24 protein-coding genes are annotated in these 26,281 nt (G+C 60.6%); 4 read left to right on the top strand and 20 right to left on the bottom strand.

Going from position 1 to position 26,281, the window contains the following annotated elements; all coding sequences use genetic code 11:
• Positions 1-115: 115 nt before the first annotated feature.
• From AC3I65_RS05640 to AC3I65_RS05680, 9 genes are all read right to left on the bottom strand, one after another.
• Positions 116-592 carry a DoxX family protein gene (locus AC3I65_RS05640; protein WP_047228393.1) on the bottom strand — a complete coding sequence of 159 codons (477 nt, stop codon included), beginning with the start codon at positions 590-592 and terminating at the stop codon, positions 116-118.
• A complete protein-coding gene (locus AC3I65_RS05645; protein ID WP_488523537.1) occupies positions 589-1,359 on the bottom strand; it encodes an HvfC/BufC N-terminal domain-containing protein in 771 nt (256 codons plus the stop codon). Before AC3I65_RS05645 ends, AC3I65_RS05640 begins: the two co-directional genes overlap by 4 nt.
• On the bottom strand, positions 1,356-2,225 hold the full coding sequence (bufB, locus tag AC3I65_RS05650; protein ID WP_488523538.1) for an MNIO family bufferin maturase: 870 nt from the start codon (positions 2,223-2,225) through the stop codon (positions 1,356-1,358). The genes AC3I65_RS05645 and bufB overlap by 4 nt, the downstream gene beginning before the upstream one ends.
• Before the next feature lie 24 nt (positions 2,226-2,249).
• On the bottom strand, positions 2,250-2,555 hold the full coding sequence (locus tag AC3I65_RS05655) for a BufA1 family periplasmic bufferin-type metallophore (protein ID WP_047228390.1): 306 nt from the start codon (positions 2,553-2,555) through the stop codon (positions 2,250-2,252).
• A 332-nt stretch (positions 2,556-2,887) separates the two neighbouring features.
• Entirely contained in the window at positions 2,888-3,589 is a 702-nt protein-coding gene (locus AC3I65_RS05660) for an ABC transporter ATP-binding protein (RefSeq protein WP_047228389.1), read from the bottom strand.
• Positions 3,590-4,357, bottom strand: a complete 768-nt coding sequence (livG, locus tag AC3I65_RS05665) for a high-affinity branched-chain amino acid ABC transporter ATP-binding protein LivG (RefSeq protein WP_047228388.1) — start codon at positions 4,355-4,357, stop codon at positions 3,590-3,592.
• Positions 4,354-5,610: a high-affinity branched-chain amino acid ABC transporter permease LivM gene (locus AC3I65_RS05670; RefSeq protein ID WP_047228387.1), complete on the bottom strand. Its 1,257-nt coding sequence runs from the start codon at positions 5,608-5,610 to the stop codon at positions 4,354-4,356. The genes livG and AC3I65_RS05670 overlap by 4 nt, the downstream gene beginning before the upstream one ends.
• Positions 5,607-6,530, bottom strand: coding sequence for a high-affinity branched-chain amino acid ABC transporter permease LivH (gene livH / locus AC3I65_RS05675; protein WP_047228386.1), 924 nt, complete (start codon positions 6,528-6,530; stop codon positions 5,607-5,609). The genes AC3I65_RS05670 and livH overlap by 4 nt, the downstream gene beginning before the upstream one ends.
• A 229-nt stretch (positions 6,531-6,759) precedes the next feature.
• On the bottom strand, positions 6,760-7,887 hold the full coding sequence (locus AC3I65_RS05680) for a branched-chain amino acid ABC transporter substrate-binding protein (RefSeq protein ID WP_047228385.1): 1,128 nt from the start codon (positions 7,885-7,887) through the stop codon (positions 6,760-6,762).
• Between the two features lie 339 nt (positions 7,888-8,226).
• Between AC3I65_RS05680 and AC3I65_RS05685 the strand changes: the two genes are divergently transcribed.
• Complete coding sequence (locus AC3I65_RS05685; protein ID WP_173407312.1) at positions 8,227-8,532, top strand: DUF2288 domain-containing protein; 306 nt, start codon at positions 8,227-8,229, stop codon at positions 8,530-8,532.
• A gap of 296 nt (positions 8,533-8,828) precedes the next feature.
• Here AC3I65_RS05685 and AC3I65_RS05690 read toward each other — a convergent pair whose 3' ends face one another.
• Positions 8,829-11,006 (bottom strand): hypothetical protein, encoded by a 2,178-nt coding sequence (locus AC3I65_RS05690; RefSeq protein WP_047228435.1) that lies wholly within the window; start codon positions 11,004-11,006, stop codon positions 8,829-8,831.
• Between the two features lie 364 nt (positions 11,007-11,370).
• On the opposite strand from AC3I65_RS05690, the gene AC3I65_RS05695 reads away from it, so the two are divergent.
• Complete coding sequence (locus AC3I65_RS05695; protein ID WP_047228383.1) at positions 11,371-12,720, top strand: spinster family MFS transporter; 1,350 nt, start codon at positions 11,371-11,373, stop codon at positions 12,718-12,720.
• Between the two features lie 145 nt (positions 12,721-12,865).
• Here AC3I65_RS05695 and AC3I65_RS05700 read toward each other — a convergent pair whose 3' ends face one another.
• Positions 12,866-14,383, bottom strand: a complete 1,518-nt coding sequence (locus tag AC3I65_RS05700; RefSeq protein WP_487777657.1) for an MDR family MFS transporter — start codon at positions 14,381-14,383, stop codon at positions 12,866-12,868.
• Positions 14,384-14,452: 69 nt separating this feature from the next.
• Complete coding sequence (pobA, locus tag AC3I65_RS05705) at positions 14,453-15,643, bottom strand: 4-hydroxybenzoate 3-monooxygenase (protein WP_076386066.1); 1,191 nt, start codon at positions 15,641-15,643, stop codon at positions 14,453-14,455.
• Positions 15,644-15,806: 163 nt separating this feature from the next.
• On the opposite strand from pobA, the gene AC3I65_RS05710 reads away from it, so the two are divergent.
• Entirely contained in the window at positions 15,807-16,700 is an 894-nt protein-coding gene (locus AC3I65_RS05710) for a helix-turn-helix domain-containing protein (RefSeq protein ID WP_047228381.1), read from the top strand.
• Between the two features lie 7 nt (positions 16,701-16,707).
• Here the strand turns inward: AC3I65_RS05710 and AC3I65_RS05715 are convergent, their stop codons facing one another.
• The 6 genes from AC3I65_RS05715 to arcD (AC3I65_RS05740) all read right to left on the bottom strand — a co-directional run bounded on the left by AC3I65_RS05715 (position 16,708) and on the right by arcD (AC3I65_RS05740) (position 22,448).
• Entirely contained in the window at positions 16,708-16,884 is a 177-nt protein-coding gene (locus tag AC3I65_RS05715) for a hypothetical protein (protein ID WP_172833804.1), read from the bottom strand.
• A gap of 232 nt (positions 16,885-17,116) precedes the next feature.
• Positions 17,117-17,476 carry a DUF5064 family protein gene (locus AC3I65_RS05720; RefSeq protein WP_047228380.1) on the bottom strand — a complete coding sequence of 120 codons (360 nt, stop codon included), beginning with the start codon at positions 17,474-17,476 and terminating at the stop codon, positions 17,117-17,119.
• A gap of 64 nt (positions 17,477-17,540) precedes the next feature.
• A complete protein-coding gene (arcC, locus tag AC3I65_RS05725) occupies positions 17,541-18,470 on the bottom strand; it encodes a carbamate kinase (RefSeq protein WP_047228379.1) in 930 nt (309 codons plus the stop codon).
• Positions 18,471-18,650: 180 nt separating this feature from the next.
• A complete protein-coding gene (locus AC3I65_RS05730; protein ID WP_047228378.1) occupies positions 18,651-19,661 on the bottom strand; it encodes an ornithine carbamoyltransferase in 1,011 nt (336 codons plus the stop codon).
• A gap of 71 nt (positions 19,662-19,732) precedes the next feature.
• Positions 19,733-20,989, bottom strand: a complete 1,257-nt coding sequence (gene arcA / locus AC3I65_RS05735; protein ID WP_107321619.1) for an arginine deiminase — start codon at positions 20,987-20,989, stop codon at positions 19,733-19,735.
• Between the two features lie 31 nt (positions 20,990-21,020).
• Positions 21,021-22,448: an arginine-ornithine antiporter gene (gene arcD, locus AC3I65_RS05740; protein ID WP_047228376.1), complete on the bottom strand. Its 1,428-nt coding sequence runs from the start codon at positions 22,446-22,448 to the stop codon at positions 21,021-21,023.
• 395 nt (positions 22,449-22,843) lie between these two features.
• Here arcD (AC3I65_RS05740) and arcD (AC3I65_RS05745) point away from each other — a divergent pair, with 395 nt between their 5' ends.
• Positions 22,844-24,271, top strand: coding sequence for an arginine-ornithine antiporter (gene arcD / locus AC3I65_RS05745; RefSeq protein WP_047228375.1), 1,428 nt, complete (start codon positions 22,844-22,846; stop codon positions 24,269-24,271).
• A 90-nt stretch (positions 24,272-24,361) separates the two neighbouring features.
• On the opposite strand, the gene AC3I65_RS05750 is transcribed toward arcD (AC3I65_RS05745), so the two are convergent.
• Both AC3I65_RS05750 and AC3I65_RS05755 read right to left on the bottom strand, forming a co-directional pair.
• Positions 24,362-25,708, bottom strand: coding sequence for a CoA transferase (locus AC3I65_RS05750; protein WP_076386058.1), 1,347 nt, complete (start codon positions 25,706-25,708; stop codon positions 24,362-24,364).
• 27 nt (positions 25,709-25,735) lie between these two features.
• On the bottom strand, positions 25,736-26,170 hold the full coding sequence (locus AC3I65_RS05755) for a YbaN family protein (RefSeq protein WP_047228373.1): 435 nt from the start codon (positions 26,168-26,170) through the stop codon (positions 25,736-25,738).
• Between the last annotated feature and the right edge of the window lie 111 nt (positions 26,171-26,281).

Below are 26,281 nucleotides of genomic sequence, written 5' to 3' on the forward strand. Positions count from 1 at the left end.
CACGAACCTTGTGGGAGCGAGCCTGCTCGCGATAGCGGTGGGTCAGGCAACAATTGTGCTGAAGCTGACACTGCTATCGCGAGCAGGCTCGCTCCCACAGGAGTCCCGATCTTGATCAGCGAGCGTAGTGCCTGGCGATCAGGTGGTCGAGCGACAGCTTGCCCGGCCCGCGCGCCATCAGATAAAGCAGTACCGCCGCCCAGGTGCCATGGGTCGGATAGGCGTCGGGGTAGACGAACAGTTGAATGGTCAAGGTCATGCCCAGCAGGGCCAGGGCCGAGAAGCGTGTCGCCAGGCCAAACAGGATCAGGGTCGGGAACACATGCTCGGCCGCTGCCGCCAGATGCGCTGCCAGTTCTGGCGACAACAGCGGCAAGGCGTATTCGCTTTTGAACAGGGGAATGGTCGAATCGGCCAGTCGCGGCAGGCCGAGCTGGAAGGTGCCGTCGATCAGGTCTATGGCCAGGCCTTCGATTTTGGTCTGGCCGGATTTCCAGAACACCGCCGCGATGCAAAAGCGCCCAACGAAGGCGATCAGGCTGTGAGGGATTTTATCCAGCCATTCAATGGAGCGAGTGATCAGGGCGTTCATGGCAATACCTGCTCGGCTAACAGATGGGTGACGGCTTGATGGCTGATGAGCTGCGCCAGGGTGTGCTCCAGTTCCAGATCGCTGTCGCGCCTGGTTGCAGCATCAATGGCCGCGCCCAGGAAACAACCTTGCAGCAGGTCCTTGATGAAATCATGGGCGCTGGGACTGATCGCAAACACCTCCACGTCCAGATTGTTGCGCAGCACCAGGGCGCATTGCGGCGTGAAGGGGTCGACCGGCATGACGGGCTCTTGCTGATGGGCGGCCCAGATCGCCACCACGGCGAAGGGCGATTGCAACAGGTGCAGTGACGGGTGAAGACCGACCCTCAGATGATCATGGGATGCCGGCGATGACAGCACTTGCATGACCTGTTCTGCATCCATGGGCCGGGCGTCGGCGGCGTGCCAGGCTTGCACCTGCAGGCGCTCCAGTCGGGCGACATCCGCCAGATACGGCACGCTGGCGGCGGGTTCGAAATGTTCGATGAACCCGGCAAAGTCAGCACCGTAGTCACTCATGACTGGGCTTCGCGGTGCGGCGCACTGGGCGTACATTCCGGCCATCGCGCCGAAGAACTCCTCGCCCACCAGTTGTGCCACCACCGGATAGTTGTCGGCCAGGGCGTTGATCAATGAGCTGAGCACGTTGTTGCGATACACCGCGAACCGGCTCTCTGGATCGGCGCCGGTGGCGCAGGTCAAACCCTGCGGACAAGCTTTGCGCGGGTCGAGCAGGGCGGCGGCGAATTCGCTGTAGCGGCTCATGGCTGGACCCTGGCGGCGTTTAATAGTTGGTCGGCCTGACCGGCTTCGGCCAACAGCACTGCCAACGCCGGGATGCGGTTGTCGCGCTCGATCAGCGTGGCGACTGGCCCGGTCCGCGCCAGTACCGTGCGATACAAGCGCCAGACCTCGTTATCGATTGGCGCACCGTGGTCATCGATCAGCAAACGCTCGCCCAGGCTGTCGGAGTCTTCGGCAAACCCGGCCAGATGAATTTCGCCGGTGGCCTGCAGGGGCAGTGCGTCGAGGTAAGCCTGGGGATCACGGCAATGGTTGATGCACGAAACGTAGACGTTGTTCACATCCAGCAGCAGTCCGCAGCCGGTGCGACGGATGACTTCACTGATGAAGTCAGGCTCGTCGAGGGTCGAGTCCTCGAACGCCAGATAAGTGGCCGGGTTTTCCAGCAGCAGTGTGCATTTGAGGCTGGACTGGACCTGATCGACGTGTTCGCAGACGCGCCTGAGCGTCGTTTCATCGTAGGCCAGGGGCAGCAGATCGTTGAGAAACACCGGGCCATGGCTGGACCAGGCCAGGTGTTCGGAAAAAGACTGGGGCTGATAGCGTTCGATCAGTGTGGCCAGGCGCTGCAAATGCGCAACATCCAGCGGCCCCTCTCCACCGATCGACAGGCCGACGCCGTGCAGTGACAGCGGATACTGTTCGCGTATCCGCCCCAGGAAGTGATGAAACGGCCCGCCGGCCACCATGTAGTTTTCCGCGTGCACTTCGAAGAAACCCAGATCCGGTCGGGTCTGGAGCACTTCACGAAAATGCTCGGTCTTGAGCCCCAGCCCCGCCCGCGGCGGTAGCCGGGTATCGAAGGCGAGGGAAGCGGTGTTCGACATGGCGGCAGGCCTCAGGCGGTGCGATCAGGACTTGGCTTTATAGGCTTCAAGCTGGCCGAAGCCGGTGGGCGAGGTTTCGCTTTTGAGGGTGGTGCAGGTGCCCTTGGGGACCGATTTCCAGGCGTTGGCCTGATAGTCCATTTTCGCGGTGCCGGCACAGGTGGTGCCAGCGCCGGCGGCGCAGTCGTTCTTGCCTTTGAGGGCGACACCGAAGCATTTTTCCATGGTGTCGTCGGCGGCATGGACAGTCGAGACGCCTGTCATGCTCAAGGCAGAGCCAAGTGCCAGGGCCAGGGCGGCGGCGGACAGGGTGCGGGTCGAAGCAGTCATGATGATTCTCCAGTTTCAGGAAATGAACCGGCGTTAGCGCCGGTCTGTTGAACTAGAGAGGGGGTGGAGGAATGCGTTACAGCAGGTTCTCGATTTTTTTTGTTTGTTTCGAAATCCATTGTGGCGAGGGGATTTAGCGAAACGTCGCACCGCCCCGTTGGGCTGCGAAGCAGTCCTAAAACCAGCTCCACAGTGAGTCAGGAAGATTGAGTTGCCTGCCTTAGGGGCTGCTTCGCAGCCCAGCGGGGATAAATCCCCTCGCCACAACAGCATTCACCTGAGAACTGGGCAAAAAAACGGCCCGAAGGCCGTTTTCTCATGCAGCAACAGACTCAACCGCCCAGATACGCCTCGCGTACTTTCGGGTCGGTCAACAGCGCTTCACCCGTGCCTTGCATCACCACGCGGCCGTTCTCCAGCACGTACGCCCGGTCAGCGATTTTCAGCGCCTGGTTGGCGTTCTGCTCCACCAGGAATACCGTCACGCCATCCTTGCGCAGTTGTTCGATGATGTCGAAGATCTGCTGGATGATGATCGGCGCCAGGCCCAGGGACGGTTCGTCGAGCAGCAACAACTTGGGCTTGCTCATCAGCGCACGGCCGATGGCGAGCATTTGCTGTTCGCCGCCGGACATGGTGCCGCCGCGCTGGCTAAAGCGTTCTTTCAGGCGGGGGAAAAGGTGCAGCACCTTGTCCATCTGCTCCTGAAAATCACCCTTTTCGGTGAAAAAACCGCCCATGGCGAGGTTTTCTTCCACGGTCAGTCGGGCAAATACCCGACGGCCCTCCGGCACCACGGCGATGCTCTTGCGCATGATCTGCGAAGAGTCCTGGCCCACCAGTTCCTCACCCATGTAGCGGATGCTGCCACTGTGGGCCTGGGGCGAACCGCAGAGCGTCATCAGCAGGGTGGATTTGCCGGCACCGTTGGCACCGATCAGCGTCACGATTTCGCCCTGGCGGACTTCGACGTTGACGCTGTGCAGGGCCTGGATCTTGCCATAGAAGGTGGAAACGTTTTCGAACTGCAGCATTTACGCTTCCCCCAGGTAGGCTTTGATCACTTCAGGATTGTCGCGGATCTGTTCCGGCGAACCGTCGGCCAGCGGCGTGCCCTGGTTGATCACGACGATATGGTCGGAAATGCTCATGACCAGCTTCATGTCGTGCTCGATCAGCAACACGGTGACATCGTGCTCCTCGCGCAGCACGCCGATCAGCGCTTTGAGGTCTTCGGTTTCCTTCGGGTTCAGGCCGGCGGCCGGTTCGTCGAGCATGAGGATCCGCGGGCGGGTCATCATGCAGCGGGCGATTTCCAGGCGCCGTTGCTGGCCGTAGGCCAGGGTGCCGGCGGTACGGTTGGCGAACTCCTTGAGATTGACCTTCTCCAGCCAGTACTCGGCGAACTCCATGGCCTCGCGTTCGCTCTTGCGGAACGCCGGGGTCTTGAACAGACCGGCAAAGAAGTTGGTGTTCAGGTGACGATGCTGGGCGATCAACAGGTTCTCGACCGCCGTCATGTCCTTGAACAGCCGCACGTTCTGGAAGGTGCGCACCACACCCTTGCGGGCGATGTGGTGACCAGGCAGGCCCTGGATCGGCTCGCCGTCCAGCAGGATGGTGCCGCCGGTAGGCTGATAGAAGCCGGTCAGGCAGTTGAACACGGTGGTCTTGCCCGCGCCGTTCGGCCCGATCAATGCAACGACCTGTTTCTCTTTCACGGTCAGGGCCACGCCATTGACCGCCAGCAAGCCGCCGAAGCGCATGCTCAAGTTTTCGACTTTCAGGATCTCGCGGCTCATTTGCGCAGCTCCATGTGCGGGCGTTGCATAGGCAGCAGACCTTGAGGACGCCAGATCATCATCAGCACCATCAAGGCGCCGAACATCAACATGCGGTATTCGCTGAATTCACGCATCATTTCAGGCAACAGGATCATCACGATTGCCGCCAGGATCACACCCAGCTGCGAGCCCATCCCACCCAGCACCACGATGGCGAGGATGATCGCCGACTCGATGAAGGTGAAGGATTCCGGCGTCACCAGGCCCTGACGGGCAGCAAAGAAGCTACCGGCGAAACCGGCGAAGGCGGCACCGAGGGTGAAAGCCGAAAGCTTGATCACGGTCGGGTTCAGACCCAGGGCACGGCAGGCGATCTCGTCTTCACGCAGCGCTTCCCACGCACGGCCGATAGGCATGCGCAGCAGGCGGTTGATGACGAACAGCGCAGCCAGGGCCAGCAACAGCGCAACCAGGTAGAGGAAAATCACCTTGTTGATCGAGTTGTAGGGCAGTCCGAAGTACTCGTGGAAGGTCTGCAGACCTTCGGCGGCTTTGCGTTCGAAGGTCAGGCCGAAGAACGTCGGCTTCTCGATATTGCTGATGCCGTTCGGGCCGCCGGTGATGTCGGTCAGGTTGCGCAGGAACAGACGGATGATCTCGCCGAAACCCAGGGTCACGATTGCCAGGTAGTCACCGCGCAAGCGCAGCACCGGGAAACCCAGCAGGAAACCGAAGGTGGCGGCCATCATCCCGGCAATTGGCAGGCAGATCCAGAAGCTCAAGCCGAAGTAATGGGACAGCAGCGCGTAGCTGTAGGCGCCGACGGCATAGAAGCCGACGTAACCCAGGTCCAGCAGACCGGCCAGCCCTACCACGATGTTCAGGCCCAGGCCCAGCATCACGTAGATCAGGATCAGGGTGGCGATGTCCACCGCACCGCGAGAGCCGAAAAACGGCCAGACCAACGCGATGACGATCAGGGCCAGGATGATCCAGCGCTGGGTAGTCGGCAGGGTCAGGAAGTTGCTGGCCTTGGCCGGGACTATCGGCAGGCCGGGCGAGGCCTTCCAGGCGGCGCTGATCTGCGTGCTGAACAGCACCCGCAGGAACATCAGCACCGAACACGCGGCGATGGTCGCCAGGATGGCGGGGCTGGTGCCGTGCACTTCAAGATCGATGCCCACGATGGTCAGTTTCAGGCCGAGTACCGGGTACGCGACCGCCCAGACCAACAGCGCGCTGAAGAGCGCCGATTTAAGATGTTTAGTCATACCTTCTCAACCTCCGGACGGCCCAGGATGCCGGTCGGCCGGAACAGCAGCACCAGAACCAACAAGCCGAACGCCACGACGTCCTTGTATTGATCGCCGAAGATGTCGGCACCAAAGGCTTCCGCCACGCCCAGCACCAGCCCGCCGAGCATGGCTCCGGGGATGCTGCCGATGCCGCCCAGTACCGCGGCGGTGAAGGCCTTCAGGCCCACGAGGAAACCGGCGTTGGGGTTGATCACACCGTATTGCATGCTCAGCAGCACGGCGGCGATGGCCGCCAGGGCCGCGCCGATGACGAAGGTCAGGGCAATGATGTTGTTGGTGTTGATGCCCAGCAGGTTGGCCATCTTGATGTCCTCGGCGCAGGCACGGCAGGCGCGGCCCAGGCGGGAACGGGAGATGAACAGCGTCAGGCCGAGCATGGCGACCAGGGTCACCACGAACACAACGATTTGCATGTAGGAAATCAGCACTTCCTGTGCCCCCCCTGGTCCGAAGGTAAAGTTACCCGGAATCAGGTTGGGAATGGATTTGTCCTTGGAGTCTTGCGACAGCAGAACGGTGTTCTGCAGGAAGATCGACATGCCGATGGCCGAAATCAGCGGGATCAGACGGTTGCTGCCGCGCAAGGGGCGGTAGGCGATCCGTTCGATGCTGTAGCCATAGGAACTGGTCACCACGATGCTCGCGATGAACGCCGCGGTCATTAACAGCGGGACACTGTCGAGTCCCATCATGGCCAGCCCGGCGATGGCGATGAACGCCACGTAGGAGCCGATCATGTACACCTCGCCGTGGGCGAAGTTGATCATTCCAATGATGCCGTAAACCATCGTATAGCCGATGGCGATCAGGGCATACGTGCTGCCAACGGTCAGGCCGTTAACCAGCTGTTGGAAGAAGTGATAGATGTCAGGCATTACAGCGCTCCTAAAAACCTGATACGCATTTCACTGGTGGAGTCATTTTCCCGCCCGGCCCCGTGGATCTGCATCCACTTCGAGCACGAGGTTTGCCAGCGAACCGCTGATGACGGTTTTGAGATTTTCAGGTGGGGAGACTGGCGGATCACGCCAGCGCGGCCCAATACATTTAAAACAAAGCCCACGGCACGCCGTGGGCTTTATTGGCAGTCAGTCAGGCCAGGCCTTACTGAGGCGAAGCTTCGGTTTTAGGTTTGCCGAAATGCCACTGGTAAACCACAAACTTGAAGTCCTTCAGGTCGCCCTTGTCGTCGAAGCTCAGGTCACCGGTCGGAGTCTTGAAAGTACCGGCGTGGATGGCTTCAGCCACTTTTTCCGGGTCTTCGCTCTTGGTTTCGGTGATGGCCTGGGCAATCACTTGAACGGCCGAGTAGGACGGGAACACGAACGGACCGCTCGGGTCTTCCTTCTTGGCTTTGAACGCGTCAGCCAGGGCGATGTTGGCCGGATCCTGGTCGAAGGATTTCGGCAGGGTCACCAGCAAACCTTCGGAAGCTTCCTTGGCGATCTGCGAGATCGAGTCGTTACCCACGCCTTCCGGACCCATGAACTTGGCGTTCAGGCCTTTTTCCTGGGATTGACGCAGGATCAGGCCCAGCTCCGGGTGGTAGCCGCCGTAGTAGACGAAGTCGACGTTGGCTTGCTTAAGCTTGGCGATCATCGAGGAGAAGTCTTTGTCGCCGGCGTTCACGCCTTCGAACACGGCGACTTTCACGCCTTTCTTCTCAAGGGTCGTTTTCACGGCACTGGCGATACCTTCGCCGTATTGCTGCTTGTCGTGCAGGACCGCAACGACTTTCGGCTTGACGTGGTCGGCAATGTAGTTACCGGCGGCAGGGCCCTGGGCGCTGTCCAGGCCGATGGTGCGGAAGATCATCTTGTAGCCGCGAGCGGTGATGTCCGGGCTGGTAGCGGCTGGCGTGATCATGATCACGCCTTCGTCTTCATAGATGTCCGAAGCCGGTTGGGTGGAGCTGGAGCACAGGTGGCCGACCACGAACTTGACGCCGTCGTTGACGACTTTGTTCGCCACCGCGACCGCTTGTTTTGGATCACAGGCGTCATCGTATTCAACGGCAACCAGTTGCTTGCCGTTGACGCCGCCCTTGGCGTTGATCTGCTCGATGGCCATTTTGGAGCCACTGAATTGCATGTCGCCGTATTGGGCTACGGGGCCGGTCTTTGGGCCGGCGATGCCGATCTTGATGGTGTCGGCGGCGAACGAATGGCTGGCAACCCCGGCCAGAACCATAGCGGCAAACAGTTTGGAAATCTGCTTAGTAGCCTTAGTCATAGTGCTCCACTCATGCTGTTGTAGTTTTTATAGTCCTGGCGCCGAAGCAGCAGAACCGGGTCAGATATCTTCGATATCCTCGCGGAAAATGCCCCCGGCAACTGTACCGGTACAGTGTAGAGCGCCGATTGTTGGCAAGGGAAGCTGGCGCTTGGGGGCAAAACCTGAGGGTGTCGCTTAATTGAAAGAAAAAGACAGAATGGCGGCGGGGTTCGTCCGGACAAATCGGCAATCCCTGGCTTTCCTGCGCTTTCCAATCGGTACTCCAATTGCTACCGGGTTTTTCTGCCAGACCACCGACGTTATCATTCGCGCCGATTTCTTTTCCGGACAGCTCCCATGAATCAAGAACCTAGCACCCTCTATGCCAAACTGCTTGGTGAAACCGCATCCATCACCTGGAAGGAGCTGGAGCCGTTCTTTGCCAAGGGTGCCCTATTGTGGGTCGACCCGGCCCTGGATCTGATCGCCGCGGCCGAGGCCGTTGCCCAGGACGAAGGTACCAAAGTCGCCGCCTGGCTGGCTGCCGACCAGGTGGCCAAGCTGTCTGAAACGCGGGCGCTGGACTTTTTCGAACGCGATCCGCAGCTATGGGCGGTGGTGGTTTCACCGTGGATTATGGTCCAGGAAAGGGCATCGGTTTGATGTCTGCACCAAGTTGGTTCGTATTTTCTGCGGAGTAAAAGTGTGTAGGTGAGTAGCGTGATGGCATCCTGCCGTGGTGAAACGCCACAGCGGAGGGTGACGTATACGTAACGGGAACAGTTTATTGGGCAGCCGTTGGGCTGCTTAATTGTTTCTGAATGTTGATTTTGTGTTGTGGTAAGGCCGCCAATCGCGAGCAGGCTCGCTCCCACAGTGAACCGCGTTTCTCAGAAAGAACGCGATTAATGTGGGAGCGAGCCTGCTCGCGATTGGCGCGACGCGGTCCTGCGCCTGCCTCAATAAGTCTTGCCCGTATGGTTATTCAGGGAAATAACCTTGGTCTTGCCGATGCGGTGACGGTAGATCTCACGCAAATACTTGATCGCCTTTTTCACGCAGTCGCGGGACAGGCGGATGTCATTGATCGAGACAAACTTGTCTTTGTCGCTGATCAGCTCGCGGTATTTCTTCTCGTACATCGGCTTGATCGCGTACCAGTTGGTGTCGAGGATCTTCGCCGGGTTTTCGAACTCGTTGAGCAGATCGTCGATGCGCTCTTCGTCGAAGTCTTCGTTGATGATGAAGTCCAGGATCGAGTTGTCCAGGGTGTCATCGAAGCGATACGGGGTGCGGGCAAAACAGCGCTTGATGAACGCCACGATCAGGGTCAGGAAGTCATCCGACAGGCAGGGGCTCTTGGCGATCAGGGTGGTCAGCGACAGGTTGGCCGAGGCACCGATCACCAGCGCGTAACGCTTGAGGGTGGTGTTGGGGAACAGGCTGTTGAGGTGGGTCTTGAGCCGGTTCAGGTCCATGTAGGACAGCTTGTAGTCCTTGGGCAACGAGACGATCGACACCACCGACGAGCAGTTCTTGAAGAAGTGCAGGTCATGCAGGGCCGCGGCGTCGTAGCCGGAATTCTTGTACTGCTCCAGCGAGGCGCGGTAGCGCTTGGATTCGATCGGCAACAGGCTGATGCCTTCGATGGCCTGGGTGACTTTGTTGAAGTGCGGCAGGTCGATGGAGCGGAAGAACAGGTCGTCGATGTTCAGGCGCGGCGGCTCCTTCTCGAACACCTTGAACTTGTCGCCGCTGGGCGCTGGGGTTTCCGGAACGACGGACTCGGCGTAGGCAATCGCCACCGGGCCGGCCAGGCTCATGAACAGGTCGTTGGCGTCCAGGCGAATGGTTTCGCCAATGTCGATGCCGGCACGACGGAAGTAGTTCTGGTCGTAGTCGGTGGTCACCGCCTGGGCGGTCAGGATGTTGAAGATCTGCTGGGAGATGTACTGGTTGGCGTGCTTCTCCATGGCATTGACATCGATGTTCTGGATGTTGCCGTCATCGCTCTCTTCGGCGTAGCGCATGATGTCGTTGGAGATCAGCATCATCGCGTTCCAGGGGCGGATGCGGCCCATCACGCTGGCTTCGCTGCTGTCTTCGTTGGCGAAGTTGTACGAGAAATCCCATTCTTCCGACAGGTACTTGCACAGCAGGCGTCCGGCGTTGATGTGCAGCGCCTCGGACATTTCGCTGCGGTGATCGGAAATATTCGGCAGTACGCAAATGCCGCTGGTGAAGATCGGCTCGAAGACGAAGGAATGACCGCTCTTGCTGTCGTGTTCGTCCATCGGCTTGGTGTCGAACGTCTTGTTCATGTACGAGTACTGCTGAGCCAGGCCGAACTCCGAGGCCATGCCCGAACCGGTACCGCCACCGGCACTGAAGATCGAGAAGTACAGGCGCGACTGGTTGGCCTTGATGCCGCAGCTGTCGATCAGGTACGAGTGGATCATTTTCCAGTCGGGGCTGGAGAAACGCTGGGTGTCCTTGTTCAGGATGATCTTGGCCAGGTACTGGCCCAGGATCGGCGCGTTACCGGCGCCGCCGGCATGGACTTCCGACAGGTCCATGATTTTCATTTTGCTGTAGTCGCGCAAAAAGCCGCTTTTTTCGCCTTTGCGCGAAAAACGGATGCGTCCGGCGATGTCCTTGTCCAGGTCGCCGAGCATCACCAACGGCTCGACCAAAAACACCGGCTTGCTCACCTTGCTGGTGCCCAGGCGCAAATTGTTGCGGATCCACTGCGCCGGGCTGTAACCCTTGTCGCTGTAGCCCTTGTCTTCGGCATTGAACTCGTTGAGGTAGAACTTGCGGGCGTTGTACACCAGCTCGGCTACGTCCAGGGCGATGTTGGAGCCACAGCGACCCAGGCCGATCAGGCATACGGACGGGAACTCCTGCTGATCGCGTTCGCTTTCGTCGTCCACCAGGTGCGGCGGGCGCGGGAACACGCTGTCACGCAGGCCGTCGAGGTTGTCGAGGATGCGGTCGGTGTTGGTTTCGGTGAAATACAGATACTGCTGAGTCGACAGGGAACGTGAGCGCCTCGGCGGCTTCGGGGTTTCAGGACCGTTGGCGGCCGGGCTCAACGTAAGATCGGATACTGCAGTGGCTGTTTTTTTAGAGGTCATTGTGCGCCATATGCCTGAACTGGTCGGTTCGATGACCACTGTCATCAAACCATCGCGGATGGGAGCTCGCGTCCTTGACGGCGCGAAGGTCGGCCCAAGCGTTCAGGGGGGGCAGCCTGAGCAGCGCTCGGGAAAATCTTTCCTGATAGGTTGAATCGGCCATCAGAAGGCGATCTTTAGTCGAAATAAGGCAAAATGATGTCAATTGCTTCAGGGAATTGACCATAGTCACTAAACACGCCGCCCGCCATGGCCGGGTATCAGTCATGCGAATGATTGGAGACAGCCTGCGCGCCGCTGTCTAGATTGCAGACTCCGGGTTCGGATGCCTCGCCGTGCCCCATAACAATAAAGAGACGGACCCATGCAGAACTCGACCCAAGCGGCGAATGCCTGGCGCATTCTGTTCCTGCTGTTCCTGGCCAACCTGTTCAACTTCTTTGACCGCACCATCCCGGCGATCATCATCGAGCCGATCCGTATGGAGTGGAGCCTCAGCGACTTCCAGATCGGCATCATCGGCACCGCCTTCACCATCGTTTACGCCATCGCCGGGCTGCCGCTGGGGCGCATGGCCGATACCGGTTCGCGCAGCAAGTTGATGGGCTGGGGCCTGGCGACCTGGAGCGGGCTGACGGCGGTCAATGGCTTGGTGGGCAGTTTCTGGGCGTTTCTGGTGGTACGCATGGGCGTGGGGATCGGCGAAGCCAGTTACGCGCCAGCGGCCAACTCGCTGATCGGCGACCTGTTTCCGGCCCACCGTCGGGCGCGGGCCATGGGCATCTTCATGCTCGGCCTGCCGATCGGTCTGCTGCTGGCGTTCTTCACCATCGGGGCGATGGTCAAGGCCTTCGACAGCTGGCGCGCGCCGTTCTTTATCGCGGCGGTGCCGGGGTTGGTGCTGGCGGTGTTCATGTTTTTCATCAAGGAGCCCAAGCGCGGCGCGGCGGAAGCGGTGCAGATCTCCCAGGAAAAAATCGACAAGCCAATCCGTCGGGTGCTGGCGATTCCTACTTTTCTGTGGCTGGTGTTGGCGGGGCTGTGTTTCAACTTCGCCACCTATGCCTGCAACTCGTTCCTGGTACCCATGTTACAGCGCTATTTCCTGATGCCGCTGCACGACGCGGCGGTTGCCACCGGGATCATGGTGGGCGTGACCGGGCTGTTCGGCTTGACCCTGGGCGGCTGGATTGCCGACAAGATTCATCAACGGGTGCCCAACGGACGCCTGCTATTCGCCGCGTTCAGCCTGGTGATCTCCACGGCCACCACCGCTTGGGCGTTGTATGCCGGACGGATTGAAATTGGTGTGTTCGTTGCGGTGTTCAGTGTCGGCTGGTTGTTTGCCTATACCTTTTATACGTGCGTGTACACGGCGATCCAGGACGTAGTCGAACCGCGTCTGCGGGCCACGGCGATGGCGTTGTTCTTTGCCGGGTTGTATCTGTTGGGCGGAGGCATGGGGCCGGTGGTGGTAGGTGGCTTGTCTGACTACTTTGCCCATGCGGCCATGGCCGCGACCGGCGCCTCGCAGATGACCGAGGCGTTCAAGGCCATTGGCTTGCATGACGCGATGTTCCTGATTCCGGTGGCGCTGTTCCTGACCATGGTGTTCCTGTTCCTGGCGTCGCGCTGTTTCGTGCGCGATGCCAAGCGGATGAAGGATGGGATGAGCGCGGTGGCGCCGCTGGAGGGAGTAGTGGCGCCGGCTTGATAGCATCTGCGGGAGCAAGGCTTGTGTGGGAGCAAGGCTTGCCCGCGATGAAGGCGATGCGGTCGTTCAGAAAACCGAGGCGCCTGTTTCGCGAGCAAGCTTTGCTCCCACAGATCTCCCACCACAGGTTATTTGTGCATTCTGACTAGCGCGCCTTGTCATCCCGCCCACGCAACACGCGATTGGGCATCGCCACTGCCGCCGCCAGCCCCAACAACGACACCGCGGCGCTGATCAGCAACAAATGCCGGAACGTCGTCTGCAATTGCTGACGCAAGGCGTGTTGTGCTTCGCCGGGGGCAGCGTTCAAGCCATCCAGCAAAACATTGCCGGAATGCCCTTCACCCAACGGCGACGAACCGGCGAGTTGGGCAACGCTTGAGTCCTGCAGCAAAGCCAGCAGCAACGCCGACATCAGCGCCACGCCCACGGCGCCGCCGAGGGAGCGGAACAGATTGGTGGTGCTGGTGGCGACCCCGATGTCCTGCTGTTGCACCGAGTTTTGCGACCCCACCAGCGAAGTCGGGAACTGCATGCCGGAAGCGATACCGCTGAGCAGCATGAACAGGCTGCTGAGCCAGAACGCGTCGGGCGGGGTGAAGGCCATGCCGAGGATCGCAAACGGGAAGAGCAGGGCGCCGCTGAGGATCATCGGTTGGTAGTGGCCAGTGATCGAGGTACGGCGTCCGGCGAAATAAGCACCTATGGGCAACCCCATCGCCAGCGGCAACAAGTGCAACGCTGCGCTGTCGGCGCCAGCCCCGGTCACGCTCTGATAGCGCAACGGCACCAGCACGGTCAGGGAAATCGCCTGGAAACTTGTGAAAAACACCGTGCACCAGCACAACACGGCGTTGCGGTTGACGAACAGGTGCATCGGTAACAACGGTTCCCGAGCCCGGCGCTCCTGCCAGATGAACACTGACAATGCCACCACGGCGCAACCCAGCAGCCCCAGTACCTCTCTGCTGTGCCAGGCGTGGCCCTGGCCAACCTCGGTGATGCCCAGCAGCAGCGCGGTCAGGCCGATGATCAACAGCACGGTGCCCAGGTAATCGATGATTGGCTTACGGTGCGGCACCGGCAACCCGACGAGGGTGCGCCGGGCAATCAGCCAGGCCCCCAGGCCCAAGGGCAGGTTGATCAGGAACACCCAGCGCCACGACAGGTACTCGGTCATGTAGCCGCCCAATACCGGCCCCGCCACACTGGCCAGCGCATACATGCTGCTGAAATAGCCCTGATAACGGCCACGTTCGCGGGGCGGCACGATGTCGCCGATGATCGCCTGGCTCACCGAGATCATCCCGCCGGCGCCGATGCCCTGGAAAATGCGCGCCAGCACCAGTTGCTCCATGTTTTGCGCCAGCCCGCAGAACAGTGAGGCGAGGGTGAACAGCCCCATGCCGAACAGCATCAACGGCCGCCGACCGTAGAGGTCACCGAGCTTGCCGTAGATCGGCACCGCCACGGTCATGGCGACCATGTAGCCGGAAATCACCCAGGCCAGCAGGCCGACATCACCCAATTGGGCGGAAATGGCCGGCATCGAGACGGCAACGATGGTTTGATCCAGTGCGCCGAGAAAAATCGCCAGCATCAGGGCCACCAGCACACTACGGATGGCAGGCTGTGGGGCGTGGGAGGTATGGAGTTGAGTCAAGGCAGAACCTGCGGGCATCACGCCTGGGGGGCGAATAGGACTGAGCCCGCAGTTTAAGTCGATAGCCGGCTATTCGATAGCCTCGTAAGGAAGTCCGACGTAGTTTTCCGCGATGGTTTTTCGACCCGCCTCGGAGTCGACGAAATATTCCAGCTCCGCTTCGCTGATGCGCTGGTTGAAGGCGTCGTCGTCGAAGCGGTGCAGCATGGACGTCATCCACCAGGAGAAACGCTCGGCTTTCCACACCCGCCGCAGGCAAATGGCGGAATACTTTTCCAGCAAGTCCGTACGGCCGTCGCGATAGACCTTGAGCAGAATGTTGAACAGCGTGCTGACGTCGCTGGCGGCCAGGTTCAGCCCCTTGGCGCCGGTGGGCGGAACGATGTGGGCCGCGTCCCCCACCAGGAACATCCGTCCATACTGCATTGGCTCGACCACGAAGCTGCGCAGCGGCGCGATGCTTTTCTCGATGGAGGGACCTGTCACCAGGGCTTGGGCCAGGTCGGCTGGCAGGCGGTTTTTCAGTTCAGACCAGAAGCGCTCGTCCGGCCAATCGGCCACTTGCTCCTCGGCGGGCACTTGCAGGTAATAACGGGTGCGCGTCTTGGAACGCATGCTGCACAGGGCAAAACCACGTTCGTGACGGGCGTAGACCAACTCCTCGTGAACCGGTGGGGTGTCGGCCAGGATGCCGAGCCAGCCAAACGGGTAGACCCGCTCGAAAACCTTGAGTTTTTCCGCGGGGATCGACTGGCGCGCCACACCATGGAAACCGTCACAACCGGCAATGTAATCGCAGTCCAGGCGCCAGGTTTGCCCTTGGTGCTCGAAGGTCACGAAGGGGCTCTCGGTTTGCATGTCGTGGGGCTGGGCATTGCCGACCTGATAAAGCGTGCGGGCGCCGGCGGCTTCTCGGGCGGCCATCAGGTCGCGGGTGACTTCAGTCTGGCCGTAGATCATGACGTTTTTACCGCCAGTCAGCCCCTTCAGGTCGATGTGCACCCGACGGCCGTTGAGCGCCAGCTCAAAGCCGTCATGGGGCAGTCCCTCGGCGTCCATGCGCTGGCCGACGCCGGCCTGGCGCAGCAGTTGGGCCATGCCTTGCTCCAGCACACCGGCGCGGATGCGGCTCAGCACATAGTCCGGGGTCTGGCGTTCGAGGATCACCGTGTCAATTCCAGCGTTGTGCAACAACTGGCCGAGCAGCAGCCCAGAAGGGCCGGCACCGATAATGGCAACTTGGGTCTTGAGGGTTTTCATTGTTGTTATGACTCGCACGAAGCACCTGACCAGGGTCGGTGTTGATTGGGGTGCTTGCATTTTTCGCTTGCGGACCTGTCAATTGAAGGGGAAAACTGAGCCGATACCTGTACTTTCTACCAATCGGTGCGATTATCGCCCGCAACCCAGGCCGATCCTCGTGATGAAAAAAACAGACCTGCCTTCAATCCCGGTATTCAAGCTCTACGGCGAGAGCCAGGATTGGCCGACCCCGGACCTGCTGCACTGTGAAACCATTTCCAAGCGCAGCCGAGAGCACCAATGGGAGATCAAACCCCATCGGCACGCCGATCTCTGTCAGTTGTTGTTTGTCTTCAAGGGCCAGGCGGAGCTGGAAATCGAAGGCCAGCGCACACAGCTCGACGAGCCGGCGGTGCAGATCCTGCCGCCGTTGTCGGTGCATGGCTTCCGTTTTTCCGAGGATGTGCAGGGTTACGTGGTGACCCTGGCCGCACCGCTGGTGACGCACCTGCAAGCGCAGCTGGGTCATTCGGTCAACGTGCTGGCCCAGGCCGAAAGCTACCCGGCCCTGGAAGATGCCGAGTACCTCAATAGCCTGTTCAGCGCCCTGCAGGCTGAATACGGTGGGCATCAGCCGGCCCGGGAAATGCTGATGCATGCCTTGGTCAGCGTGATCATGGTCTGGGTCAGTCGTCAGGTGATGCAGCGGCGTACGCAGGCCCAGCGCCCACAACGCGCGCGGGAGTACCTCAACGGGTTCATTCAGTTGGTGGAAGAAACCTATCGCCAGCATGTCAAGGTCGAAGACCTGGCCCATCGTCTGGGCATCTCCGTGTCGCACCTCAACGGCACCTGTCGGGAACTGGCGGGGCAGCCGGCCCTGCAGATCATGCATGAGCGCCAACTGCTGGAGGCCAAACGGCTGCTGACGTACACCGGCATGACGATCTACGAGATCTCTGAAATGCTCGGCTTTTCCGACCCGACCAATTTCACCCGGTTGTTTCGCCGGCGAGTTGGCATCTCTCCCAAGGCATTCCGGGACCGGCTCAAGACCGATCAACCGGACGACTGAACACGCCTCAGCGCAAGGCGTTCAGGGTCGCGGTGTGAGGAATGCAGCGTTCGAAGTTGCAACTGGCGTATTCACGCGGCAACTGCCTGGTCTGTTCGACCCGATAGGCCGCCGTGCCATACAGCGCAAGCGTGGCGGTGCAGGTGATAAAAATGGCGAGGCGTCTTCTTGTTTTAATGTTCATGGCGATGACCTTTGAACGAATACCCGGGGGTACTACTTTCAGCATAGGTCAGCCGTAGCGGGTTGCCAGCCAGTCAGTGGTTTGATGTAACCGATATTCAGGACGCTGATAACCCTTTGTGGGGAGCGGGCTTGCTCGCGAATGCGGTGGGTCAGCCCCCATTGATGTTGACTGTTGCACCGCTATCGCGAGCAGACTCGCTCCCACAGGGAATTGGGGGCTTTGAACCAGGTTACTCCAGGTGTTCAGGCTTCATCGGGTCGCCCGGCTTGACGTCCAGTTGCTTGCGCACGTCTTCGAACATCTCGTCGTAGTACTTGTGCATCGAGCCGATGCTGGCGGTCTTGGGCAGGCCGTATTTCTGGGCGATGCGCGTGGCATGGCGGGCGAAGTCGAAGGCTTGGTCCTTGGCCAGGAAAAATTCTTCGTCCACGGGCTTGTCTTCAACGGTGCCATGCACCCGGAACGACATGCCCGTGCCCTCTTTTTTGTTCTGGTCGACCTTATAGTCGATGCACAGGTTATAGCTGAAATCATCCTTGTTCAGTGCATGGCGTTCCATGTGCAGGTGACCGGGTTCGAACATGGCCATAAACGACTCTCCTTCGAAGGCGTGGGTGTAGGGCAGACCGTGAATCTGCCCCGCAAGTTTCCTGTTATCGATAAGCGATGCCAAGTTGGGCCGTGCTGATGCGGGTGCCGGCGGTGCCTTGGACGATCGCTTCGATGTCCGAGAGTGAGCCGATCACCGCGACCTTGCCAGTGTTGCGGGCAAATTCGCAGGCGGCCTGGACTTTCGGCCCCATGGAACCGGCGGCGAACCCCAGCTTGTCCATTTCATCGGGGTGGGCCTGGGCAATGGCTTTCTGGGTCGGCTTGCCGAAATCGACGAACGCGGCGTTGACATCGGTGGCAATCACCAACAGATCGCTTTCCAGTTGTTCAGCCAGCAGCGCCGAGCACAAGTCTTTGTCGATCACCGCTTCCACGCCCCGTAGCTTGCCGTCGGCGTCGTACATCGTCGGGATACCACCCCCGCCAGCGCAGATCACGATGCTGCCTTTTTCCAGCAGCCACTTGATCGGGCGGATTTCGAAGATGCGCTTGGGGCGAGGGCTGGCGACCACGCGGCGGAACTTGTCACCATCCGGGGCGATGGACCAGCCTTTTTCAGCCGCGAGTTTTTCCGCCTCAGCCTTTGTGTAGACCGGGCCAATGGGCTTGGTGGGGTTCTGGAAGCCTGGGTCGTTGGCGTCCACTTCGACCTGGGTCAACAACGTGGCGAACGGCACTTCGAAGTCCAGCAGGTTGCCCAGTTCCTGTTCGATGATGTAACCGATCATGCCCTCGGTCTCGGCGCCGAGCACGTCCAGCGGATACGGCGAGACCGAGGTGTAGGCCGCGGCCTGCAGCGACAACAGGCCGACCTGGGGGCCATTGCCGTGGGCGATGACCAGCTCGTTGCCGGGGTGGATTTTGGCGATCTGTTCGGTCGCCGTGCGGATGTTGCTGCGTTGATTGTCGGCGGTCATGGGTTCACCCCGACGCAGAAGGGCGTTGCCGCCCAGGGCTACGACGATGCGCATAATGCTGTCCTCTGACAGAGAAATAATGGACGACTCGGCCCCCTTGTGGGAGCTGGCCTGTGGGAGCATGGCTTGCCCGCGATGGCATCGCCTGGTCCATCAGCTACACCCAGGTGTCTGCATCGCGGGCAAGCCTTGCTCCCACAGTTCTGCTCCAGAACGCGCGAGTTGCCTGAGGTTCTAGATATCCGCCAGCGCCGACACCAGGATCGCCTTGATGGTATGCATGCGGTTTTCTGCTTGCTCGAAGGCGATGTTGGCCGGGGATTCGAACACCTCCTCGGTCACTTCCACGCCATTGGCCAGGTTCGGATAGCGCGCGGCGATGTCCTTGCCGACCTTGGTTTCGCTGTTATGGAACGCCGGCAGGCAGTGCATGAATTTCACCCGCGGGTTGCCCGAGGCCTTCATCATTTGCGCGTTGACCTGGTAGGGCAGCAGTTGCTCGATGCGCTCGTCCCAGGCTTCCACCGGCTCGCCCATGGAGACCCAGATGTCAGTGTGGATGAAGTCCACACCCTTGACGGCTTCCTTCGGGTCCTCGGTGATGGTGATGCGTGCGCCGCTTTCGGCGGCGAAGGCCTGGCACTGGTCGATGAAATCCTGGTGCGGCCACAGGGCCTTTGGCGCACCGATGCGTACGTCCATGCCCAGTTTGGCGCCGATCATCAGCAGCGAATTGCCCATGTTATAGCGGGCATCGCCCAAGTAGGCGTAACTGATGTCGTGCAGCGGCTTGTCGCTGTGCTCGCGCATGGTCAGGGTGTCGGCGATCATTTGAGTGGGGTGGAATTCAGCGGTCAGGCCGTTGAACACCGGCACGCCGGCGAATTTGGCCAGCTCCTCGACGATCTCCTGCTCGAAGCCGCGATACTCGATGGCGTCGAACATCCGTCCCAGCACCCGGGCGGTGTCTTTCATGCTTTCCTTGTGGCCGATCTGCGACGACACCGGGTCGATGTAGGTGACGTGGGCACCCTGGTCATGGGCCGCGACTTCGAAGGCGCAGCGGGTGCGGGTCGAGGTTTTCTCGAAGATCAGCGCGATGTTCTTGCCCTTGAGGTGCGGTTGTTCGGTGCCGGTGTACTTGGCACGCTTGAGGTCGCGGGACAGGTCCAGCAGATAGTGCAGTTCGCGGTTGGTGTGGTGCATCAAGCTCAGCAGGCTGCGGTTGCGCATGTTGAAAGCCATGATTTGGATCTCCTTGGGTTTCGGTTATCCCCTGGGCCGGTATTGGGTAAATACCGGCCCAGGCTCAAAGGTCAGTAGTCGATCGGGTCGCGAATGATCGGGCAGGTCATGCAGTGACCACCGCCCCGGCCGCGGCCCAGTTCGCTGGCGCTGATGGTAATGACTTCCACCCCGGCCTTGCGCAGCAGGGTGTTGGTGTAGGTGTTGCGGTCGTAGCCGATCACCACGCCCGGTTCCAGGGCCACCACGTTATTGCCGTCGTCCCATTGTTCGCGTTCGGCGGCAAAGCTGTTGCCGCCGGTTTCCACCACCCGCAGCGCCGGCAGCTTGAGGGCCGTGGCGACGGTGTCGAGGAAGCTGCCTTCTTCGCGACGTATATCGATGCCGCCGGGCTTGCTCTCGTCTGGGCGCAGGGAGAAGGCGACGATCTGGCTCACCACTTCCGGGAAAACCGTCACCAGGTCGCGATCGCAGAAGCTGAACACGGTGTCCAGGTGCATGGCGGCGCGGGATTTCGGCAAGCCGGCGACGATCACCCGTTCCACGGCCTTGTGCTTGAACAGGTTCAGCGCCAGTTGACCGATGGCCTGGCGCGACGAGCGTTCGCCCATGCCAATCAGCACGACGCCGTTGCCAATGGGCATCACGTCGCCGCCTTCGAGGGTCGCGTTGCCGTGATCCTGGTCCGGGTCGCCGTACCAGATCTGGAAGTCAGCCTGGGTGAACTCCGGGTGGAACTTGTAGATGGCGCTCGCCAGCAGGGTTTCCTGGCGGCGTGCCGGCCAGTACATCGGGTTCAGGGTCACGCCGCCGTAGATCCAGCAAGTGGTGTCGCGGGTGAACTGGGTGTTGGGCAGCGGCGGCAGGATGAAACTTGAGTGCCCGAGAAAGTCGCGGAACATCTGGATGGTTTTGCCGCCGAAGCTGTCCGGCAGGTCATCGGCCGAGACGCCGCCGATCAGGAATTCGGCGATATGGCGTGGCTCCAGGCTGCGCAGCCAGGAACCGACTTCATTCACCAGGCCCAGGCCCACCGAGTTGGCGGTGATCTTGCGCTGCAGGATCCAGTCCAGGGCTTCGGGGATGGCGACGATGTCGGTCAGCAGGTTGTGCATTTCCAGCACGTCGATGTCACGCTCGCGCATCTTGGTGACGAAATCGAAATGATCGCGCTTGGCCTGGTTGACCCAGATCACGTCGTCGAAAAGCAGCTCGTCGCAGTTGTTCGGGGTCAGCCGCTGATGGGCCAGGCCTGGGGAACACACCATGACTTTACGTAATTTACCGGCTTCGGAATGAACGCCGTATTTCACTTTTTCCGTGGTCATTACAAATCCTCCAGTTAAGACAATCAGCCAGCTACAAGGTCAGGAAGCCGTCGTAGAGCCCATAGGCGGCCACCAGGGCGCCTGCGATCACTGCGGCGAAAATCAGCTTCTCGACAGAGGTGAAAATCGGTTTGCCCAGCTCGCGCTTGGCCTTGGCGAACAGGATCGCGCCGGGGGCGTAGAGCAGGGCTGAGAGCAGCAGGTATTTGATCCCGCCGGCATACAGCAGCCACACCGCGTAGATCAGGGCGATAGCCGCCACGGTCAGATCCTTGCGGCGGTCGGCCAGGGCGTTTTCGTAGGTCTCGCCGCGTACCGCCAACAGCACGGCGTAAGCCGCCGACCACAGGTAGGGCACCAGGATCATCGAGGTGGCGAGGTAGATCAGTGACAGGTAAGTGCTGGCCGAGAACAAAGTGATGATCAGGAACAGCTGGACCATCGCATTGGTCAGCCACAGGGCGTTGGCCGGTACGTGGTTGGCGTTCTCCCGGCGCAGGAACTCGGGCATGGTGTGGTCCTTGGCCGCGGCGAACATGATCTCGGCGCACAGCAGCACCCAGGACAGCAGGGCACCGAGCAGCGAGATGATCAGGCCGACGCTGATCAGTACCGCGCCCCAATGGCCGACGACGTGCTCCAGCACGGCGGCCATGGACGGGTTCTGCAACTTTGCAAGTTCAGGCTGGGTCATGATGCCCAGGGACAGCACGTTCACCAGTACCAGGAACAGCAGCACGGTGATGAAACCGATCACGGTCGCCTTGCCTACGTCTGTGCGTTTCTCGGCACGGGCGGAAAATATGCTTGCCCCTTCAATGCCGATGAACACCCACACGGTGACCAGCATCATGTTGCGCACCTGATTCATCACGCTGCCCAGGTCCGGGTTCTTCAAGCCCCAGATATCGGCGGTGAAGATATCGAGCCTGAAGGCGAACACCGCGATCAGCACGAACAGCAACAGCGGCACCACCTTGGCGATGGTGGTCACCAAGTTGATGAACGCCGCTTCTCTGATGCCCCGCAGGACCAGCCAATGCACCGCCCAGAGCAGCACTGATGCACCGATCACCGCCGCGACGGTATTACCCTCGCCAAACACCGGGAAGAAGTAGCCCAGGGTGCTGAACAACAGCACGAAGTAACCGACGTTGCCCAGCCAGGCGCTGATCCAGTAACCCCAGGCCGACGAGAAGCCCATGTAGTCACCGAACCCGGCCTTGGCATAGGCATATACACCGCCGTCCAGATCGGGTTTACGGTTGGCCAGGGTCTGGAATACGAAAGCCAGGGTCAGCATGCCGACGGCGGTAATGGCCCAGCCGATGAGCACGGCGCCGACATCGGCACTGGCCGCCATATTTTGCGGCAAGGAAAAGATTCCGCCGCCGATCATCGAACCGACGACCAGGGCGACCAGTGCACCCAATCGAAGTTTTGCGGGGGTATCAGACATTTGCGAGACTCCAGCGCAGGAGAAGAGAATCAACAGACTAAGTCGATTTGAAAGTTGAATAGCTGATCTGGATCAGTGCATGACAACATTCCATTGTTAATGAAGGCGTTAACGGCGTCCGTAGGCGTCTGTAGTTGTGCGAAAGGCCCACTCTATGGGGCGTTCGGCAGGGGAATATAAAGTTTCCTTCCCTCGGGATTATTCACGCTAGTTGATTTTCAATGAGTCGCAACTATTTTGTAGGCTGCTGACATGACAAAAATAATCTTGCCACATGGACTTTTTAATTGATGCCATTGGACAATGGTCGGTCCATAAGTATTTGGAATTTTCGTGGATGGCGTTATTCAAAAACGTTATGTCGCTTTATTTACTTATTTAAATAGTGAGAGAACATGCCGCAGCCCATCGAAAAGTTACCCCTCGGCGCCCTGATCGCATTGGTGGTGGGGTCGATGATCGGTGGAGGGATCTTTTCCCTGCCGCAAAACATGGCGGCTCGGGCGGATGTCGGAGCGGTGCTCATTGGCTGGGCCATTACCGCCGTCGGCATGCTGACCCTGGCCTTTGTGTTCCAGACCCTGGCCAATCGCAAGCCGGAACTGGACTCGGGCGTGTATGCCTATGCCAAGGCCGGGTTCGGTGACTACATGGGTTTTTCGTCCGCCTGGGGGTACTGGATCAGCGCCTGGATGGGCAACGTCGGTTACTTCGTGCTGCTGTTCAGTACCTTGGGCTATTTCTTCCCGGTGTTCGGCCAAGGCAATACGCCGGTGGCCATCGGCTGTGCATCGTTGCTGCTGTGGGCGGTGCATTTCCTGGTGCTGCGGGGCATCAGAGAAGCGGCGTTCATCAACCTGGTGACCACCGTGGCCAAGATCGTGCCTCTGTTGATGTTCGTTGTAATGGCCGGGGTGGCCTTCGAGGCCGAGATTTTCACCCGCGATATCTGGGGCACACTGAGCCCGGACCTGGGCAGTGTGATGGACCAGGTGCGGCACATGATGCTGGTCACGGTGTTCGTGTTCATCGGTATCGAAGGCGCCAGTGTGTATTCGGCGCGGGCAGAAAAACGCGCGGACGTAGGGCGTGCGACAGTGATCGGATTCCTCGGGGTGTTGGCGTTGCTGGTGCTGGTGAATGTGCTGTCCCTGGGGGTCATGAGCCAGCCTGAACTGGCGCAGTTGCAGAACCCATCCTTGGCCGGCGTCCTGGAGCATATCGTCGGGCCGTGGGGCGCGTTGCTGATCAGTGTGGGACTGGCGGTGTCACTGCTCGGCGCGCTGCTGTCCTGGGCGTTGTTGTGCGCGGAAATTCTTTACGCCACCGCCCGGGACAAGACCATGCCGGCATTCCTGACCAGGGAAAACGCCAACCATGCGCCGGTCAATGCGCTGTGGCTGACCAATGGCATGATCCAGCTGTTTTTGTTGATCACGCTGTTTTCCGCCGGTACCTACACCAGCCTGATCTATCTCGCCTCGTCGATGATTCTGGTGCCGTATCTGTGGTCGGCGGCCTATGCGGTGCTGCTGTGCGCCCGTGGGGAAACCTATGAACAGGCCTCGGCTCGGCGCATGAAAGACCTGTGCATCGGTGGCGTTGCCCTGTGCTACGCGGTGTGGTTGTTGTATGCCGGTGGCGTGAAATACCTGCTGTTGTCGGCGCTGTTGTATGCGCCCGGGGTGATCCTGTTCGCCCAGGCCAAGCGAGAGCAGGGGCAGCCCTTGTTCACTCACGTTGAGAAGGGGGTCTTTGCCTGTGTGATGGCCGGGGCGGGCATGGCGGCTTATGGGTTGTACAGTGGGTTTTTGGCGCTTTGAGGCGAAGGTCAGCTTTTTGGGGGCGTTGAGGGATTTATGTGGGAGCAAGTCTTGCTCCCACATAAATCCCCTCGCCACAACGGACGGTCGTCACCACCGGGCCCGATGCGCGCCCAACTCCGCCGCCGGCAAGGTCCATTGCAGTGGTGTTCCGGTGATTTTCAAGGGCACCTGCAGGCGATGGGCCGGTCCCCACGGCGTCTGTTCGACCACCAGTCCCTGATCATCCTCGGCCTCGGCCCGCAATGAGGTCGGATCCCCCGCGCCACGTTCGATCAACAGCTTCGCCGTGCGCGCCAGTGACAAGCGTGCCGAGCCGCCCTGGCCGCTCATCAATCGTCGGGACAGCAACACAATCGCGCTGGCGGCCATCAGGTATCCGGTGCCGTGGTCCAGGGCCTGCACCGGCAGCGGGGTTGGCTTGTCTGTGTGTTTCCAGCCCATGCCGGCTTCGGCGATGCCGCTGCTCATTTGCACCAGGCTGTCGAAGCCGCGCCGGTTCTGCCAGGGGCCGCTCCAGCCGTAGGCGTTGAGGCTGACATCGATCAGACCAGGGGCGATTCGCTGGCGTTGTTCGGCACCGTAGCCCAAACGTTCCAGGGCGTCGGCGCGGTAGCCATGCAGGAGGATGTCGGTGTCCTTGAGCAGAGCCTCGAAAGCCACGCGATCTTCAGCTCGGTGCAAATCCAGGCGGGCGCAGCGTTTGCCGAGGGTGACTTCCGGCACCACGCCGGGCTCGTTCCAGCTCGGTGGGTCGATGCGCAGCACGTCGGCTCCCAGGCCTGCGAGGAACCGGCTGGCGATGGGGCCTGCCAGGACGCGGGTCAGGTCCAGTACCTTGAGGCCCGCCAGTGGCTGGGTCACGGAGCCGAGCCAGGGCTTGCGCTGCTCTCCAGTCGTTTCACTCAGGTGCACCAGCGGCTCGGCATTGACTGCCAAGCCTTGAGGGTGGGTTTGCCACGCTTGCCATGAACGCATCTCGGCGGCGCAACCGCCCGCCTCGACCACCGCCTGCTCCAGCTCGGCCTTGTTCCAGCGAGCCACCCTGGCCGCCATGTCGGCGCGGTCGGTGCAGGTGCCGAGGACTTTTTCCGCGGCAAGGCGATGATGCGGCGCATTGGTGTGCAGGCGAATCCAGCCGTCGGTGGTTGGGTAGTCGCCGGCTACCGGATCCCACATCGGCGGTACGCTCCAGCCGATGGGGCGCAGGGAGGTGGAGAACCAGAACGACGCCAGCCGTCGGTCGACCTCCAGGGCCGGCAGACGGCCGGTTTGCTGGTGGATGAGCTCGGCGGCGGCTTGGCCGGCTGCGGCAATACTGGCGCAGGCCAGCTCCGTGACGGCGAACGCCGACGGCAGGGCACCGACGCCGGTGAAGGTGATCGGGGTCGTGGGCAAACCAAGCGCGGCTTGCATGGACGTGAGCAGATCTGACATCGAAAGCCCTCCGGAACGAGAGGGCGATCATAGTTCAAAATCGCGTTGGGGGCCGCTTTGCGGCCCAGCGGGAGCAAGCTCCCGCACTTGTTCCGGGCGGAACCAGATCCACAGGTTACCCAGGACCATGCCGGCCAAGGCCAGATACACCGGCCAGCCGTGGTCGAGCATCACCAGCATCAGCCCGGCGCAGAACAGCATGCTGGCGGTGGCACCGACCTTGGTCCGGCGCGGGATGACCTTGCCGTTGCGCCAGTTGTGCAGCATCGGCCCGAACAGCCGGTGACTTTCCAGCCAGGCGCTCAGTCGCGGTGAACTGCGGGTGGCGGCCCAGGCTGCCAACAGGATGAACTCGGTGGTCGGCAGGCCGGGCACGACGATGGCGACCAGGCCGATGGCCAGGCTGGTGTAGGCGAGCAGGGCGAAGAGTAGTTGGGCGGTTTTCGAGGCTGGACAGTTCATGAACTTCTTTCAGGCCTACGCATTTCCTTGTGGGAGCGAGCCTGCTCGCGATAGCTGTGTGCCAGGCGCCATCATTGGAGGCTGACACACCGCAATCGCGAGCAGGCTCGC

It is taken from the genome of Pseudomonas sp. N-1-13, from assembly GCF_057787095.1.